Origin of the sequence: Gordonia sp. (in: high G+C Gram-positive bacteria) (assembly GCF_052106715.1) — a bacterium.
Classification (GTDB): Bacteria; Actinomycetota; Actinomycetes; order Mycobacteriales; family Mycobacteriaceae; genus Gordonia.
Window position 1 is genome coordinate 1 of the sequence record NZ_JBQEDL010000013.1, and the last position, 16,260, is coordinate 16,260.

A 16,260-nucleotide genomic window follows, 5' to 3' on the forward strand; every position below is an offset into this window, starting at 1 on the left:
GATGCGCTCGGAGCGGTCGACGGTGCGGATCTGTGCCGCACGCCCTGCCGCCGCCTCGGCAGCGGCTTCCTCCTCGGCAGCGGCCTGCAGCCGGGCCGCCAGGACCTGCATGGCGCGAGCCTTGTTCTGCAACTGGGATCGCTCGTTCTGACAGGTCACCACGATGCCGGTCGGCAGGTGGGTGAGGCGAACCGCCGAGTCGGTCGTGTTGACGCCCTGACCGCCCTTGCCCGAGCTGCGGTACACGTCGACGCGCAGATCCGACTCGTCGATATGGATCTGCTCCACCTCATCCGGCTCCGGATACACGAGCACGCCGGCAGCCGACGTGTGGATGCGTCCTTGCGACTCGGTGACCGGGACCCGCTGAACACGGTGGACACCGCCCTCGAACTTGAGCTTGGACCAGACGCCGTCGCGCACGGACTCACGAGCTTTGACCGCGAGTGTCGCCTCCTTGTAGCCGCCGAGGTCGGATTCGGTGACACCGAGAACGGTCGCCTTCCAGCCCTGACGTTCGCAGTACTTGAGGTACATGCGGACGAGGTCGGACGCGAACAGCGCCGACTCCTCGCCGCCCGCTCCGGACTTGACCTCCAGCACGACGTCGTCGGAGTCGTGGGGGTCTCGAGGCGCCAGGAGATCGGTCAACAGCGCGTCGAGTTCGGCTTCGCTGGCCTCAAGCGCGGGAATCTCCTCGGCGAATTCGGGCTCGGCTTCGGCGAGCTCGCGGGCGGCGGCCAGGTCCTCGCGCACCGCGGTGAGCTTGGTGTGAGCGGCCATCACGGGGGCCAGCTCGGCGAACCGCTTGCCGACACGACGAGCGTGGGCTGGGTCGTCGTGCAGCGCGGGGTCGGACAGTTGCTGCTCGAGTCCTGCGTGCTCGGCGAGGATGTCGTCGATCGCGGACGGTCCCTGCGTGCTCACCTGTCGGTCACTCCCCATCTGGATGTTCTGTGGCGGAAAACGAACGACGCCCGACCTGAGATCGCGAACGATCTCGAGCCGGGCGTCGAAGGCGAGCTACTTGGCGCGCTTGCCGTAACGCTTCTCGAAGCGAGCCACACGACCACCGGTGTCGAGGATCTTCTGCTTGCCGGTGTAGAACGGGTGGCACTGCGAGCAGACTTCCACCGTGATGTGGCCGCCCTTGGCGCTGCTGCGGGTGGTGAACTCGTTGCCGCAACCACAGTTGACGACAGTCACCTCGTAATCGGGGTGGATTCCCTGCTTCATTCTCGTCCCTTTCAAAAGTGGTCGCCGGGTCACCGGGCGAAATGCTTCGGTGTGAACCGGAACCGGACTGACCGATCGATTATTCCATAACTGGTGTGGTTACGACGAATCCGCACCGTTGCCGCCAGGTTTCGTCGTGTGAGTATGGCAGGCCTAACCTAGATGTCATGACCGAAGGCACCTCGACCGACAAACCGGCCCGCGCAGCGAAGCGTCCCCGCTGGTCACGACGAAACCCGTTTCCGGCGACCGTCATCGAGAACTCGCTTCTGACCGCGCCCGAGAGCACCAAGGAGGTGCGCCACCTCGTTCTGGACATCGAAGGATCGGGTCTCGAGTACGTGCCGGGCGATGCGGTGAACGTGACACCTGCAAACGAGCCCGCGCTCGTCGGCGCGATCATCGACCGTCTCGGGGTACCCGGCGACACCGTCATCACCGATCGCAAGGGCGAACGCACCCTCGTCCAGGCGCTCACGCACGGCTTCGAGATCACGTCGGTCTCCCCATACCTGCTCGATCATCTCGCCAACGCTCGCGGCAACACCGAAGTCAGCGCCATGCTGGCAGGTGAGCGCGCAGCTCTCGACGCGTGGGCCCGCGGACGCGACGTCTTAGACCTGCTCAACCTCGACGACGAATGGCATCCGACACCAGAGGCCTTCCTCGCAGAGCTCAAGCCCCTCACTGCGCGGACCTACTCGATCTCGTCCTCGCCGACCGTCCACGAGGGCACTCTGCACCTCACGCCGGCCACTGTTCGTCACTTCGCCTCCGAGGAGTGGGGGGACGGACGGGATCGGCACGGCGCTGCGTCGGCGTATCTCGCCGACCGGGTCGCCCCGGGCGACACCGTCGGCATCTATGTGACGCCGAACAAGTCGTTCCGACTCCCCGAGCCCGACACCGACATCATCATGATCGGCCCCGGCACCGGCATCGCACCGTTCCGCGCCTTCGTCCACGAACGTGCGGGCAGCAACGGCTCCGGACGCAACTGGTTGTTCCACGGGGCCCGCAACCGCGACCACGACTTCCTCTACCGCGACGAGTTGCTCGACTTGCATGCCAACGGCAGCCTCGACCGCCTCGACGTCGCCTTCTCCCGCGAACAGGAGCACAAGGAGTACGTCAGTCATCTAATGGGCGGGCACGGCGAGGAGCTCTATACATGGCTACGTGACGGAGCCGTCGTCTATGTGTGCGGCGACGCCGATCGCATGGCCGGTGACGTGGAGGACGCCCTCGCGTCGATCATCGTCGAATACGGCGACGTCGACGAGGACGCCGCCCGCGCCACATTGGAGCGTCTACGCAGCGAAGGCCGCTACCTACGCGACGTCTACTGACGGGTCGCGCGGGCAGCGGCCTACCTGCTGGTCGAGAAGAGGCTGCTGGTCGAGGAGGGCTGCTCCGTCGAGCGGACTAGTCCTCCTTCATGACTCCTGGAGCGTTCTTGCTCACCTGCATCAGGAATTCGACGTTGCTGCCCGTCTTCTTGAGCTGTGAGATGAGCAGGTCGATCGCGGCCTGCGAGTCGAGACCCGACAGCAGGCGACGCAGTTTGTGCACGATGGCGAACTCGTCGGGCGAGAGCAGCAGCTCGTCTTTACGCGTACTCGACAGGTTGAGGTCGACCGCCGGGAACACACGTCGTTCGGAGATCTTGCGGTCGAGCTTGAGCTCGGCGTTGCCGGTGCCCTTGAACTCCTCGAAGATCACGGTGTCACCGGTCGAACCGGTTTCCACCAGGGCCGACGCGATGATGGTGAGCGAACCGCCGTTCTCGATGTTGCGCGCTGCGCCGAGGAAGCGCTTCGGCGGGTACAGCGCCGTCGAGTCGACACCGCCGGACAGGATGCGGCCCGATGCAGGCGACGCGTTGTTGTACGCGCGGCCGAGGCGGGTGATCGAGTCGAGCAGGACGACGACGTCTTGTCCGCTCTCCACCAGACGCTTGGCCCGCTCGATGGCGAGTTCAGCGACGCTGGTGTGATCTGACGGCGGGCGGTCGAAGGTCGAGGCGATGACCTCGCCCTTCACCGACCGCTGCATGTCGGTGACTTCTTCCGGACGCTCGTCGACGAGCACCACCATGAGGTGGCATTCCGGGTTGTTGGTCGAGATCGCGTTGGCGATGTCCTGCAGGATCGTCGTCTTACCGGCCTTCGGCGGCGAGACGATGAGGGCACGCTGCCCCTTACCGATCGGCATGATCAGGTCGATCACGCGCGTCGACAGGCGGTCTTGCGTCGTCTCCAGACGCAGACGCTGGTTCGGGTAGAGCGGCGTCAACTTGTTGAAGTCCGGACGCTTGCGCGCGGCCTCCACGTCGGAGCCGTTGACGGTGTCCAGGCGGACCAGCGGATTGAACTTCTGGCGCTGGTTTCCCTGACCGCCTTGGCCCTCGCCTTCACGCGGTACCTTCACCGCACCGGTGATGGCGTCGCCGCGACGCAATCCGTTGCGGCGGACCAGGTTCATCGACACATAGACGTCATTCGACCCGGCCAGGTAGCCCGACGTGCGGACGAACGCGTAGTTGTCGAGGACGTCGAGGATGCCTGCAACCGGGGCGATCGTGTCGCCCTCGTTGACCTGCGGCTCGCCGCCGCCGTCGGGTCCACGGTCACGCCCGCGACGACGCTCGCGGAAGCGACGACCCCGCCGACGGCCGTTGCCGTCCATGTCATCGTCGTCGTTGTTGTTGTTCTGGTTGTTGCGCCCGCCCTGGTTCTGATTGCCCTGGTTCTGATTGCCCTGGTTCTGATTGCCCTGGCGCTGATTGCGGTCGCCCTGAGACTTGTCCCCGTTGTTCTTGTCCCCGTTGTTCTTGTCGGGGTTGTTCTTTTCGGGGCCCTGTTTGCCGCCGCGATCGGCGTGCTTGGCTTCGCCGTTGTTGTGCTTGTTGGCGTTCTCGTTGCCGCCGTTATCGTTGCCCGAGTTCTGACCGCCCGAGTTCTGACCGCGGTCTCGATCGCCGCGATTGCGGTTTCGATTCCGGTCGCGGTTGGCGCGCTGCTGGTCACCGTCGTTGTCCGGGCCGGACTTGTCATTGCCGTCTGCGGCGTCGCGCGCCTTCGGGGCGTCGGTGGGTCTGGCAGGCTGGGGCACGACCACTTGAGTCGCTGCACTCGGCGCCTCGGCGTTCGCCTGGCCCGTCTTCGCAGCCGGGGCCTCTGCCGGAGCAGATCTCCGCGCAGGTGTCTCAGCGGTGTCGGCTCGCGGATCGCCGGCATCCTTCACTGGTGCTGCTTTTCGCTTGGCCGCCGGAGCGCTCTGGGGTCCCCCACCCTGCTGGTGAGTCCTGATCACGTCGATCAGGTCGCCCTTGCGCATGCCCGACGTGCCCTTGATACCCAGCTCACCCGCGAGCGAGCGGAGTTCGGGGAGCAGCATCGCCGACAACCCGGTCCGAGCACGCTTGGAGGTCTGCAGGTCCGTTTCGGTCACGGAATTCCTTTCGTTCCCCGACGCCAGAGGCCGGGGCGTCCGCTCATGAGCGAGCGGGGAGCATGTCATCTCATCACTTCGCCGAAGGCGACCGACGTCGGAAGAGGTCCTTAGCGGCCGGGAGAATAAAGGCACTAGATCGTGGCCTTCACGGCGGAGCGATTCCAGCGTACCACCGGGTAGCACGGCGGGCACGAAAGGGCGGATGCCCGAGTCGGCTAGCCGACTATTTTCACGCCGCCCGCGATCGGAAGCGACACCATTTCGAAGCCGAACTCGCTGGCCAGCCTGGACTCGTCGTCACCGAGGGCTGTGGTGCCCAAGACGAGTACGGAAGGGCCGGCACCCGACACGGTCGCGGCGTGCCCACGTTCGCGCAATGCCTCCATCAGGCCGTTCGTCGCCGGCATCGCTTCGGCGCGATACGGCTGGTGTAGCCGGTCGGTCGTCGCGTCGAACAGACAAGTCGGATCACTCGTCAACGCGACGATGCCCAATGCGGCACGACTGAGATTGAACACCGCGTCCGCACGCGGAACGGCGTCGGGAAGCAGCCCCCGAGTGAGCGTCGTCGACGACCGCGTCTGCGGGATGAACGACGTCGCCCGGATATCAGCGTGCAGTTCGAGGCGGCGCGCGAAGAACTCTCCGTCGCCGCCGTCGCGTGTCCATGTGACGACCCCGGATCCCAAGACCGACGCCGCGGCATTATCCGGGTGGCCTTCGAACTCACTGGACATCTGGACCAGTTCGCTCTCGGTGAGCGCAGCGCGGCGACCGTCGGCGACGAGGAGCGCCGATGCTCCGGCGAGACCGCCGACCACCGCGGCCGCCGACGAACCGAGGCCACGTGAATGCGGGATCCTGTTGACGCAACGCAGAGCCACGCCGGGTGCCGCGACGCCGGCGTACTCGAGTCCACGGATCACCGCGCGCGCAACCAGGTGACTCTCGTCGGTCGGGACGGCACCCGCCGCTTCGCCTTCGACGGCGACGACGACGTCCGAAGAAGTGACCGTCACCTCGACCTCGTCGTACATGCCCAGCGCCAGCCCGAGACAGTCGAAGCCCGGGCCCAGGTTCGCGCTCGACGCCGGGACTCGAACGCGGACTGTGGTCCCCTCAGCGAGGACGATCTCCGCGTTCGGAGCTCCGACTGACGACGCAGCACTCACAACGTTCCCCATACTCGTCAGCTGACGCCCAGTGCGCGCGCCACCGCTACCGGGTCGACCGGGATCGCGTCGACCTCTTCCATCTCGAGCAACGCGGTGTCCGGGTCCTTGAGTCCGTTGCCGGTCACCGTGCACACGACAGTCGAGCCCGGTTCGATCCAACCGTCCTCGTGGGCGGCGAGCAGGCCTGCGACGCTCGCCGCGGATGCGGGCTCGACGAACACGCCTTCGCGGCCCGCGACGAGGCGGTACGCCTCGAGGATCTTCTCATCGGTGGCCGCGCGGAACTGGCCGTTCGACTCGTCCTTGGCGGCGACGGCCTGGTTCCAGCTGGCGGGCGAGCCGATGCGGATCGCGGTCGCGACGGTCTCGGGATCGGACACCGGAGCCCCGTTGACCAGGGGTGCAGCGCCGGCGGCCTGCACACCGAGCATGCGTGGCAGCGTCGCGGTGATGCCGTCGGCGTGGTATTCGCGGTAGCCCTTCCAGTACGCCGTGATGTTGCCGGCGTTGCCGACCGGCAGTGCGTGGACGTCGGGAGCCTTCCCGAGCACATCGACGATCTCGAACGACGCCGTCTTCTGTCCCTCGATCCGGGCCGGGTTCACCGAGTTCACGAGCTCGATCTCGGTGAACTCGGCAGTCACTTTGCGCGCCAGCTCGAGGCAGTCGTCGAAGTTGCCCTGTACCTGGACGACTTGAGCGCCGTGCATGACGGCCTGGGCGAGTTTGCCCATCGCGATCTTGCCTTGGGGGATCAGGACGGCGCAGGTCATACCCGCTCGGGTCGCGTACGCCGCCGCCGATGCCGAGGTGTTCCCCGTCGACGCGCACAGGACGGCCTTCTTGCCGTTGTTGACGGCATTGGTGACGGCCATCGTCATCCCGCGGTCCTTGAACGAGCCCGTCGGATTGAGGCCTTCGACCTTCAGGTACACCTCACAGCCGGTGATCTCCGACAGGACCGGCGCTGCGATCAGGGGCGTCGCACCCTCGTGAAGCGTGACGACCTTCCAGTCGTCGCCCACGGGCAGGCGATCGCGGTAGGCCTCGATCAGGCCCGGCCAGCCATGGTGGACGGGCTTGTGAGCGGAGTCAGTCATTGGTTCCCTCCAGTCGGAGCACGCTGGACACCTTGATGACGGAGTCCATCTTCTCAATAGCGGCGACGGTCTCCGACTGGTCTCGATCGGAGGCGCGATGGGTGACGACGATCAGGCGCGCGGACTCGCCAGCACCCTCCTGTCGGACGGCGGCGATAGACACCGAGCGCTTGGCGAACTCGGCAGCGACCTGTTCGAGGACGCCTGCTTTGTCAGCGACGTTCATCGACACGTAGTAGCGGGTCTGGACGTCGTCGATCGGCGCGATCGGCAACGACGCGTACGTCGACTCCAACGGTCCGCGGCCGCCGTTGACGCGGTTGCGTGCGGCCATCACGAGGTCACCGAGGACGGCGGACGCGGTCGGCGCACCGCCTGCCCCCTGCCCGTAGAACATCAGACGTCCGGCGTCTTCGGCTTCGACGACGACGGCGTTGAACGCACCGTTGACAGTGGCGAGCGGGTGCTCGAATGGGATGAGTGCCGGGTAGACGCGGGCCGAGATCTTCTCGACGCCGTCGGCTTCGATGCGCTCACAGATCGACAGCAGTTTCACAGTGCAGTCGAACTTCTTCGCAGCGACGAGGTCATCTGCGGTGATCGCGCTAATCCCCTCGCAGTAGACGTCGTTCGCGGTGACTCGCGAGTGGAACGCGATCGACGCGAGGATCGCGGCCTTCGCCGCCGCGTCATGGCCTTCGACATCGGCGGTCGGGTCGGCTTCGGCGTAACCCAGCCGCACGGCCTCGGCGAGGACGTCCTCGTAGGCGGCCCCGGTCTCGTCCATCTCCGAGAGGATGTAGTTGGTCGTACCGTTGACGATGCCGGCTACACGGTTCACCGAATCGCCTGCCAACGACTGCGTGAGCGGCCGGATCACCGGGATAGCGCCCGCGACGGCGGCTTCGAAGTAGAGGTCGACATTGCTGGCGGCAGCGGCTTCGGAGAGTTCACCCGAGTGCACGGCCATCAACGCCTTATTGGCCGTGATCACCGACTTTCCGGCCTGCAGCGCGGTGCGGATCAGGGTGCGAGGCGGTTCGATGCCACCGATCAGTTCGACGACCACATCGATGTCGTCGCGGACGACGAGCGCCTCGGCGTCGTCGGTGAGGACCGCCGAGTCGACGGCTCCGCGCGGACGCGCCAGATCGCGAACGGCGACGCCGCGCAGTTCCACGGGTGCGCCGACGCGCGCCTGTAGGTCGGCGGCTTTGTCGTTGAGATTGCGTACGACCTCGGTCCCGACGTTGCCCATCCCGAGGACGGCGACACCGATCGGGCGACGTGACGTTGCGGCCATCAGGGCTGGACCTCCAAGCTCAAGAAATCTTCCACGGTCTCGCGCCGCAGCATGAGCCGCGACGCGCCGTCGTGCACGGCGGCGACCGCGGGGCGCGGTGCCATGTTGTACCGACTCGACATCGAATAGCAGTATGCACCGGTTGCGCCCACCACCAGGAGGTCGCCCGGTGTCAGGTCGGCTGGAAGCCAGCAGTCGCGAACGACGATGTCCCCGGACTCGCAGTGCTTTCCCACCACTCGACATACGACAGCCTGCGCATCCGACACTCTATTGGCAAGCCGCACATCGTATTCGGCGTCGTAGAGGACTGTGCGGATGTTGTCGCTCATCCCGCCGTCAACCGACACGTAGCGACGCGTCGCGGCACCGTCGAGCTGAACGTCCTTGATGGTGCCGACTCGGTAGACGGTGACACCTGCCGGACCTGCGATAGCTCGACCCGGTTCGACGGCGATCAACGGCATCGGCAGGCCGAGCCGTTCGGACTCACGCCGCACGATGTCGACGATCGACGCGGCGAGGTCTGCCACCAGCGGTGGATCCTCGGACGGGATGTATGAGATCCCCAGACCGCCGCCGAGGTCGAGGACCTCGATCTGCTTGGTCTTCTCGACTCCGAACTCGGCGACGACGTCCGCGAGCAGGCCGAGGACCCGGTGCGCAGCGAGTTCGAAGCCGTCGATCTCGAAGATCTGCGAGCCGATGTGGCTGTGCAGACCGACGAGACGCAGGTTGTCGGAGCCGAAGACCGCTCGAACAGCGTTCATCGCCTTGCCGCCGACCAGCGCGAACCCGAACTTCTGGTCCTCGTGCGCGGTGGAGATGAACTCGTGGGTGTGCGCTTCTACGCCAGGTGTCACCCGGATGAGCACGTCGGCGACGACTCCGCGCGCACCGGCCAGACGGTCGAGGCGTTCGATCTCGATCATCGAGTCGACGACGATGTGGCCGATCTCCGACTCGAGTGCGAAGTCAAGCTCGGATGCGCTCTTGTTGTTGCCGTGCAACGCGATCCGCTCGGCCGGGAACCCCGCGCGCAACGCGATCGCGAGCTCACCGCCCGTGCACACGTCCAGCGAGAGTCCCTCGGTCTGCACCCAGCGCGCGACCTCGAGCGACAGGAACGCCTTCGAGGCGTAATGCACACGACCGTGCGGACCGAACGCCGACTGCATGTCAGCGCAGCGCGAGCGGAAATCTGCCTCGTCGTATACGAACAGCGGAGTGCCGTAGGTGTCCGCGAGTTCGTCGACGGCGATGCCGCCGATGGTGACCGCACCGTCGGCGGTGCGGCCTGCCCCGCGCGGATACACGTTCGCTGGGATCTCAGCGAGTTCCGCGGGCGAGTTGGGACGCTCCGCGAGGTGCGGTGCGGCGAGGATGTCTGCGTGGCGCGGACCTGCGGGATGTGCCATCACATACGCTCCGGAGCACTCACGCCGACCAGGTCGAGACCGTTGGCCAGCACTTGACGGGTCGCCGCACACAACGCGAGGCGCGCCGTGTGAACGTCGGTGGGATCGTCGTCGCCCTGCGGGAGGACGCGACACCGCGAGTAGAAGCGGTGGTAAGCCCCTGCCAGCGACTCCAGGTATCGGCTCACCCGGTGCGGCTCGCGGAGCGTGGCTGCGGTCGCGACGACCTCCGTGTAGTCGCCGATGGTGCGGACCAGGTCGCCTTCGGACTCGTCGTCGAGCAGTTCGAGGTGTTCGGTGGACGGCGCGAGCCCCAGTTCGGCGGCACTGCGCGCGAGCGCCGACAGTCGGGCGTGCGCGTACTGGACGTAGTACACCGGATTATCGGATGACTGCTTACGCAGCAGGTCGAGGTCGATGTCGATGTTGACGTCGATCGACGACCGGATCAACGCGTAGCGGGCGGCGTCGACGCCGACGGCTTCGACGAGGTCGTCGAGCGTGATCACGGTGCCCGCGCGCTTGCTCATGCGCACCGGCTTGCCGTCCTTGACGAGGTTCACCATCTGGCCGATGAGGACCTCGACCGAGTCGGCGTCGTAGCCGAGTGCGGCAGCTGCGGCCTTGAGGCGCACGACGTAGCCGTGGTGGTCGGCGCCCAGCATGTAGATCAGGTGGTTGGCACCACGATCATGCTTGTCCTTGAGGTAGGCGATGTCGCCCGCGATATAGGCGGCGTTGCCGTCGCTCTTGAGGACCACACGGTCTTTGTCGTCGCCGTAGTTGGTGGACCGCAGCCACCATGCGCCGTCGGCCTGGTACAGATTGTCGCTCGCCTTGAGCTGAACGATCGATTCGTCGACGAGGCCGCGCTCGAACATCGAGTTCTCGTGGGTGTAGACGTCGAAGACGGTGCCGAACTCGGCGAGCGTTCGCTTGATGTGCGCGAACATCAGCTCGACGCCGTCGGCACGGAACGTCTCGAGCCGCTCGTCCTCGGGAAGCTCGAGCACACCGGGGTTCTCGCCGACGACGGTCTCGGCGATCTCCTTGATGTACTCGCCCGCGTACCCGTCCTCGGGCGCGTCCTGGCCGAGCGCCGCCGCGAGCAGCGACCGGGCGAACCGGTTGATCTGTTCGCCGTGATCGTTGAAGTAGTACTCGCGGGTGACCGTCGCGCCGCGGGCCGCCAGGACCCGGCCGAGTGCGTCTCCGACTGCGGCCCAACGTGTTCCACCGAGGTGGATGGGTCCGGTCGGGTTCGCGGACACGAACTCGAGGTTGACGTTCAGTGCGCTCAGTTCGTCGCCGCGGCCGTACTCCGCACGCTCGGCGAGGACGGTTGCGACGGTCTGATTCTGTGCGGCGGCGGCCAGACGCAAGTTGACGAAGCCGGGGCCTGCGATCTCGGCGGAGTCGATGCCCGCCTCTGCGGCGAACTCGTCGGCCAGCCACGTCGCCAGTTCACGTGGGTTGACCCCGGCTCGTTTGCCGAGTTGAAGGGCGATGTTGGTGGCGTAGTCGCCGTGTTCGGGACTGCGCGGGCGCTCGACGACCACCGTCTCGGGAATGACGTCGACGTCCAGGTCATGGGTTCGGAAGACCTTCTGCGTTGCAGCGCGCAGCAGACTGGCGAGTTCGGTGGGAGTCACGGGTCCCTATCCTATCGGGCGATCTGCTGTCCCGGTCCCCCGGACTCGCCGCCCACCGACCACCTAGAGTCACCCTCATGGCCTCCGTCACCCGCACAACCTCCGTCACGGTCGTCGGCTCCATCAACTCGGACGTGGTCGCTTCGTGCCAGCGGTTTCCCGAACCAGGCGAGACCGTCTCCGGTGCCACGATCTCATACGGCCAGGGCGGTAAGGGCGCGAACCAGGCTCGTGCGGCGGCGCGCGCAGGCGCGTCGACCACGTTCATCGGCGCGGTCGGCGACGACCCCGCCGCCGAGCGCGTCCTCGCATCGTTGAGCGACGTCCGGCTCCGGGTGACGACGGTGCCTGGACCGACCGGTACCGCGGTGATCACCGTCGACGGTCGCGGAGAGAACACGATCGTCGTGATCCCGGGAGCGAATGCCGCGCTGTCGCTCGCCGATGACGACCGTCGGGCGATCGCCGACGCCGACGTCCTACTTCTGCAGTTGGAGGTCCCGATTCCCGTGGTCCTCGACGCCGCTCGCACCGCACATCGCGCAGGCAGGACGGTGATGTTGAATCCGTCGCCGGTCCGCGATCTGCCGGCTGAACTGTGGTCGATGGTCGACGTCGCGGTGGTCAATCAGTCCGAGGCCGACGAACTGGCATCGCTTCGGGTCCATGTACCGACGATCGTCACCACGTTGGGGGCCGACGGCGCACGGATGCGCGGACCGTTCGGCGACGTACGCGTCGACGGGCTTCGAGTCGACGTCGTCGACACGACCGGCGCGGGCGACGCGTTCACCGGAGCGCTCGCCGCGTCGTGGCTCCTGCCGCCTGCCGGACGTCTCGCCCGGGCGAACGGCGCGGGAGCTTTCGCGACCACCGTCGCGGGAGCCGCATCCGCACCGACCGCCGACGAGATCGACGCCTTGCTCGCCCCCTAACGGTGGAGTGAGCCGACCGGCCTCAACACCCGAGCGCGGTCGCCAACTCGTCGATTCCACTCACATTGAACGCGTTGAACTCGCTGCGTTCCGCTGTCTTGGTCCCCGGCCCCCATTCATCGGGCCGCTCCACGTAGGCGGTCTGCAGTCCGAAACCGCGGGCCGCGTCCAGGTCGGTGGAGTGCGTGGCGACCATCATCACTTCGTCGGGCCTCACCTGCAGTAGATCGACGAGCCCGAGGTACGTCTCACGGGCGGGCTTGTAGTGGCGCCACAGGTCGGACCCACCGATGACATCCCACGGAAGATCGGACGCCTTCGCCATCTCGTTGAGGAGCGCCACGTTCCCGTTGCTCAGCGCACAGATCGTGTACTTGCGCTTCAAGCGATGCAATCCAGCCGACACGTCCGGCCACGCCGGGATCACGTGCCACGCGTGGACGGCTTCGTCGAGTTGGTCGTCGGTCGCGACCATGCCGTGTACCTGCGACAAGACGTCGGTCAACGTCTCGCGTTGCAGATCGTCGAGCAGGGTCCACGGCCGGTCGCCTGTTTCGACCTCTGCCATCGCCGGCTGATAGCGGCGGCGCCACTCGCGTGCGAGTTCGGACGCGTCCAGATCGGGGAAGACAGCCGTCAGTGCTCCGCTGACGCCGGTGTGCCAATCGGTCACCGTGCCGAACGTGTCGAAGGCAAGGACCTTCAGCGAATCTGTTGTCACAGAACAATTCCCAGCACAACGAGGACTACACCAATGGCGGGTGGCACGAGTTGTGTGAGCGCTGCCCGCGCCTTCGACCGGTCAGACGCCATCAAGACGATCCCCGCCGCGACCATGCTGCAGGCGCCCACGAGTACGAGCGTCGCCCCGACGGCTTGCTGGTCGACAGCGACCAGCACGACCCCGACGATGATCGAGATCGCCAGGAACAGGTTGTAGAACCCCTGGTTGAACGCCATCGGCTTCGTGGCCTCGGCCGCCTCCGGAGTGGTCCCGAACGTGGCCCGGACCTTCGGCGTCGTCCACGCGACCGATTCCAGATAGAAGATGTAGACGTGGACGAGTGCTGCGATGCCTGCGAAGACCAGGCCTGCGATAAGCATGAGTGTCACTGTAGCGAGTACTCGGACGCTTCCCGGACCTGTTCGGGCGTGGGCGTGACACCGGTGTAGAGCGCGAACTGGACAGCAGCCTGGCCGGCGATCACCGCGTCACCGCTGATCGCCTCGGCCCCTCGCGCGCGCATCGATTCGACGAGCGGAGTACTCGATGGCATCGCGACCACGTCGAGGCACCCGGTGGCTGCGTCGACGACGTCCTGCGCGAACGGGAGATCGTGTTCTGCGGGCCCGCCTGCCATGCCGACCGGAGTCGCGTTGACCAGAACGGCGGGCCGCACCTCGCCGAGGTCGGTGACGTGCACGAACCCGTACTTGTCGGCGAGTGCCCGCCCGGTCTCGACGTTGCGGGCGACGACCGTGACATCGGTGAATCCGGTGTCGCGCAAGGCCGCGACGACGGCCTTCGCCATACCGCCGCTTCCGGAGACCGCCACGGACGCTCCCCTATCGAAACTCGCCGCGGCGAGCAGATCGGCGACCGCCTGGTAGTCGGTGTTGTACGCGTGGAGCACACCGTCGTCGTTCACGATCGTGTTGACCGAGTCGATCGCGGCGGCCGAGGATTCGACGACGTCGACGAGGTCGAGCACGGCCTCCTTGTAGGGCATCGACACGGCGGCACCGCGGATCGGCAGACCGCGGATCCCCTGAACGGCGGCCTCGAGGTCGGTGGGCGCGACCGCCTTATACACGTAGTTCAGCCCGAGCTCGTTGTAGAGGTAGTTGTGGAAGCGGGTACCGATGTTCGACGGTCGCGCAGCCAGCGAGACGCAGAGGACGGTGTCGCGATCGAGTGCGCGCGCGTGCGGTGCAGTCATGGACTCCAGGGTAGAGGCGACCTCGGCGCGCCTCACACCGTCAACCGCGTCAGCTTCTCCGGGTTGCGAACCGTGTACACCGCCGTCACCTGCCCACCGATGACCTCGATGCACGTGACGTTGTCGACGACGCCGTCGATGGACACGATGATCGCGGGCATCGCGTTGACGACCGTCGCACGGAAGCCGAGCTCCCCCATCGTCGCGCTCTTGGCAAGCAGTCCGGTCAACGTGCGCGCCACCCGATCAGGGCCCTCGACAGGTCGGCGTGCCGCGGACACGACACCCCCACCGTCACCGAGGAAGACGACGCCGGGTGCGAGTACGTCCATGAGTCCCTGGACGTCCCCGGTGAGTGCGGTCGCGAGGAATCGCTCGGCGACGGACTGCGCCTGCGTCGGTTCGGCGACTGCCGCCGACCGCCTGGCCCGCACGTGGTTCCGCGCACGGTGAGCGGTCTGCCGGACCGCGGCCTCCGTCTTGTCGACGGCCGTCGCGATCTCTCGATAGTCGAAGTCGAAGACATCTCTGAGCACGAACACCGCTCGTTCGGTCGGCGTCAGCGACTCGAGTACCAGAAGCATCGCCGTGGTGACGGCTTCGCCCGTAAGCACGTGGTCGAGCCCGTCGTTCACCGGCGCTTCCAACGGTTCGGGCAACCACGGTCCAACGTAGTCTTCGCGGCGTCGACCTGCCGACCGTGCCGTGTTCAACGCCTGTCGGGTGACGATCCGCGCGAGGTAGGCGCGCGGGTTGTCGACGGTCGCCGTGTCGACGCCGCGCCACCGGATCCACGTCTCGGACACCGTGTCTTCGGCGTCGGCGACCGATCCGAGGATCTCGTAGGCGATCGAGAAGAGCAGTGCGCGATGCGCGACGAACTCGTCGTCGCCGTGCTCCCCGGTGTGCTGTTCGCCGGTCATCTAGGGCCGCGAACCCACAGAGCGTTTCCGGTGCGTGCCGACCAGAGCGCGCCGCGGCACACCTGTTCCTTGAAGAACGCGCCGGGTCTGCCGCCGAACCAGATCCTGGTGGGCACGTCGTTGCGGTGCGCGCTCTGGATCACTGCGTTCGAGCGGCCGAGCGACACGTTCTGTCCGACGAACGACATCGAGAACGGCTTCGCCGCCTTCCCTGTGAGTTCTCGCACGAGATTGTCCGCCGCTGCCGCACCCTGCGGAAGGGCCGCCTGGCAACTCAACCGGGAACCGGGGACAGAGGCACTGTCGCCGATCGCGTACACGTTCGGATTGCTGGTGCTGCGCAGGCAGGAGTCGACGGCCACCCGTCCCGCCGAGTCGGTCTCAAGTCCGCTGCGCGCAGCGAGAGTGTCGGCCTGTCCCGCGACGGCCCACAACGTCAGATCGGCGGAATCGTCCGGCGACCACGTGCCGGTGACGATATCGACTCCGAGACCACGCAACACCTCGAGGGCCCGCGTGCGCGCGCCGCTGCTGAGCGAGGCGCCGAATTCGTCGCTGACGATACGGACGGTCAGGTCGGATCGTTCGGTCGCGACTTCGGACGCCGCTTCGAGGCCAGTGAGGCCCCCGCCTACGACCGTGACCGTCGCAGCGGGAGCGAGGTCGGCGAGTTTCGCGTGGGCTGCGCGCGCCGTGTCCAGGCCGCCGACGGCGTACGTCCCCTCCGGTGCGCGATTCGAGCTGCCGACCGCGTAGACGAGCTTGTCGTATTCCAGCGATTTCCCGTCCAACAACGTGAGTGCCCCGTCGCCGACCTTCTCGATCGCCGCGATCCGCAACTCGATCCGATCGTCGAGGACTTCTCGGAGCGGCCGTGTGGCGATGCCGCTACCTGCGATCAGCTCGTGCAGCCGTACGCGTTCGACGAACTCAGAGCTCGGATTAACAACGGCAATCTCCGCGCCGGATATCTTGCGCGCCAATCGGTTCGCCGCGACAGCTCCCGCATATCCGGCTCCTGCAACCACGATCTTCATAGTGATCCTCCTAGCCCGTGTCTCATCCTTGCACTCATGGGACACCGGGCGAGTCGATCCTGTGACAGACTGCCACCGGATCGCC

Annotated in this window: 15 protein-coding genes; 2 read left to right on the forward strand and 13 right to left on the reverse strand. The window is 66.6% G+C overall.

The window, feature by feature from the left end; genetic code table 11:
* Both ACTIMF_RS08575 and rpmE read right to left on the reverse strand, forming a co-directional pair.
* Positions 1-927: PCRF domain-containing protein (locus tag ACTIMF_RS08575; RefSeq protein WP_442349862.1), on the reverse strand; the 927-nt coding region annotated here is incomplete at its 3' end.
* A gap of 96 nt (positions 928-1,023) precedes the next feature.
* Positions 1,024-1,236, reverse strand: coding sequence for a 50S ribosomal protein L31 (gene rpmE / locus ACTIMF_RS08580; protein ID WP_442349863.1), 213 nt, complete (start codon positions 1,234-1,236; stop codon positions 1,024-1,026).
* 167 nt (positions 1,237-1,403) lie between these two features.
* On the opposite strand from rpmE, the gene ACTIMF_RS08585 reads away from it, so the two are divergent.
* Positions 1,404-2,585 carry a diflavin oxidoreductase gene (locus tag ACTIMF_RS08585; RefSeq protein WP_442349864.1) on the forward strand — a complete coding sequence of 394 codons (1,182 nt, stop codon included), beginning with the start codon at positions 1,404-1,406 and terminating at the stop codon, positions 2,583-2,585.
* Positions 2,586-2,661: 76 nt separating this feature from the next.
* On the opposite strand, the gene rho is transcribed toward ACTIMF_RS08585, so the two are convergent.
* The 6 genes from rho to argS all read right to left on the reverse strand — a co-directional run bounded on the left by rho (position 2,662) and on the right by argS (position 11,340).
* Positions 2,662-4,689 carry a transcription termination factor Rho gene (rho, locus tag ACTIMF_RS08590; protein WP_442349865.1) on the reverse strand — a complete coding sequence of 676 codons (2,028 nt, stop codon included), beginning with the start codon at positions 4,687-4,689 and terminating at the stop codon, positions 2,662-2,664.
* A gap of 218 nt (positions 4,690-4,907) precedes the next feature.
* Positions 4,908-5,876 carry a homoserine kinase gene (gene thrB / locus ACTIMF_RS08595; RefSeq protein WP_442349866.1) on the reverse strand — a complete coding sequence of 323 codons (969 nt, stop codon included), beginning with the start codon at positions 5,874-5,876 and terminating at the stop codon, positions 4,908-4,910.
* Between the two features lie 5 nt (positions 5,877-5,881).
* A complete protein-coding gene (gene thrC, locus ACTIMF_RS08600; RefSeq protein WP_442349867.1) occupies positions 5,882-6,967 on the reverse strand; it encodes a threonine synthase in 1,086 nt (361 codons plus the stop codon).
* Positions 6,960-8,270 carry a homoserine dehydrogenase gene (locus tag ACTIMF_RS08605; RefSeq protein ID WP_442349868.1) on the reverse strand — a complete coding sequence of 437 codons (1,311 nt, stop codon included), beginning with the start codon at positions 8,268-8,270 and terminating at the stop codon, positions 6,960-6,962. Before ACTIMF_RS08605 ends, thrC begins: the two co-directional genes overlap by 8 nt.
* Entirely contained in the window at positions 8,270-9,691 is a 1,422-nt protein-coding gene (gene lysA, locus ACTIMF_RS08610; RefSeq protein ID WP_442349869.1) for a diaminopimelate decarboxylase, read from the reverse strand. The genes ACTIMF_RS08605 and lysA overlap by 1 nt, the downstream gene beginning before the upstream one ends.
* Positions 9,688-11,340 (reverse strand): arginine--tRNA ligase, encoded by a 1,653-nt coding sequence (gene argS / locus ACTIMF_RS08615; protein WP_442349870.1) that lies wholly within the window; start codon positions 11,338-11,340, stop codon positions 9,688-9,690. The genes lysA and argS overlap by 4 nt, the downstream gene beginning before the upstream one ends.
* Positions 11,341-11,417: 77 nt before the next feature.
* On the opposite strand from argS, the gene ACTIMF_RS08620 reads away from it, so the two are divergent.
* Positions 11,418-12,275 carry a ribokinase gene (locus ACTIMF_RS08620; protein ID WP_442349871.1) on the forward strand — a complete coding sequence of 286 codons (858 nt, stop codon included), beginning with the start codon at positions 11,418-11,420 and terminating at the stop codon, positions 12,273-12,275.
* A gap of 22 nt (positions 12,276-12,297) precedes the next feature.
* Here ACTIMF_RS08620 and ACTIMF_RS08625 read toward each other — a convergent pair whose 3' ends face one another.
* The 5 genes from ACTIMF_RS08625 to ACTIMF_RS08645 are packed head-to-tail and all read right to left on the reverse strand — an operon-like array spanning position 12,298 to position 16,175.
* Positions 12,298-12,996, reverse strand: a complete 699-nt coding sequence (locus tag ACTIMF_RS08625; protein ID WP_442349872.1) for a haloacid dehalogenase type II — start codon at positions 12,994-12,996, stop codon at positions 12,298-12,300.
* Positions 12,993-13,379 (reverse strand): DUF1304 domain-containing protein, encoded by a 387-nt coding sequence (locus tag ACTIMF_RS08630; protein WP_442349873.1) that lies wholly within the window; start codon positions 13,377-13,379, stop codon positions 12,993-12,995. The genes ACTIMF_RS08625 and ACTIMF_RS08630 overlap by 4 nt, the downstream gene beginning before the upstream one ends.
* A 5-nt stretch (positions 13,380-13,384) precedes the next feature.
* Complete coding sequence (locus tag ACTIMF_RS08635) at positions 13,385-14,215, reverse strand: shikimate 5-dehydrogenase (RefSeq protein ID WP_442349874.1); 831 nt, start codon at positions 14,213-14,215, stop codon at positions 13,385-13,387.
* 32 nt (positions 14,216-14,247) lie between these two features.
* The gene (locus ACTIMF_RS08640; protein ID WP_442349875.1) at positions 14,248-15,138 is read right to left on the reverse strand and encodes an RNA polymerase sigma-70 factor; all 891 of its coding nucleotides are present in this window, start codon (positions 15,136-15,138) and stop codon (positions 14,248-14,250) included.
* On the reverse strand, positions 15,135-16,175 hold the full coding sequence (locus ACTIMF_RS08645) for an NAD(P)/FAD-dependent oxidoreductase (RefSeq protein WP_442349876.1): 1,041 nt from the start codon (positions 16,173-16,175) through the stop codon (positions 15,135-15,137). The genes ACTIMF_RS08640 and ACTIMF_RS08645 overlap by 4 nt, the downstream gene beginning before the upstream one ends.
* Positions 16,176-16,260 lie beyond the last annotated feature (85 nt).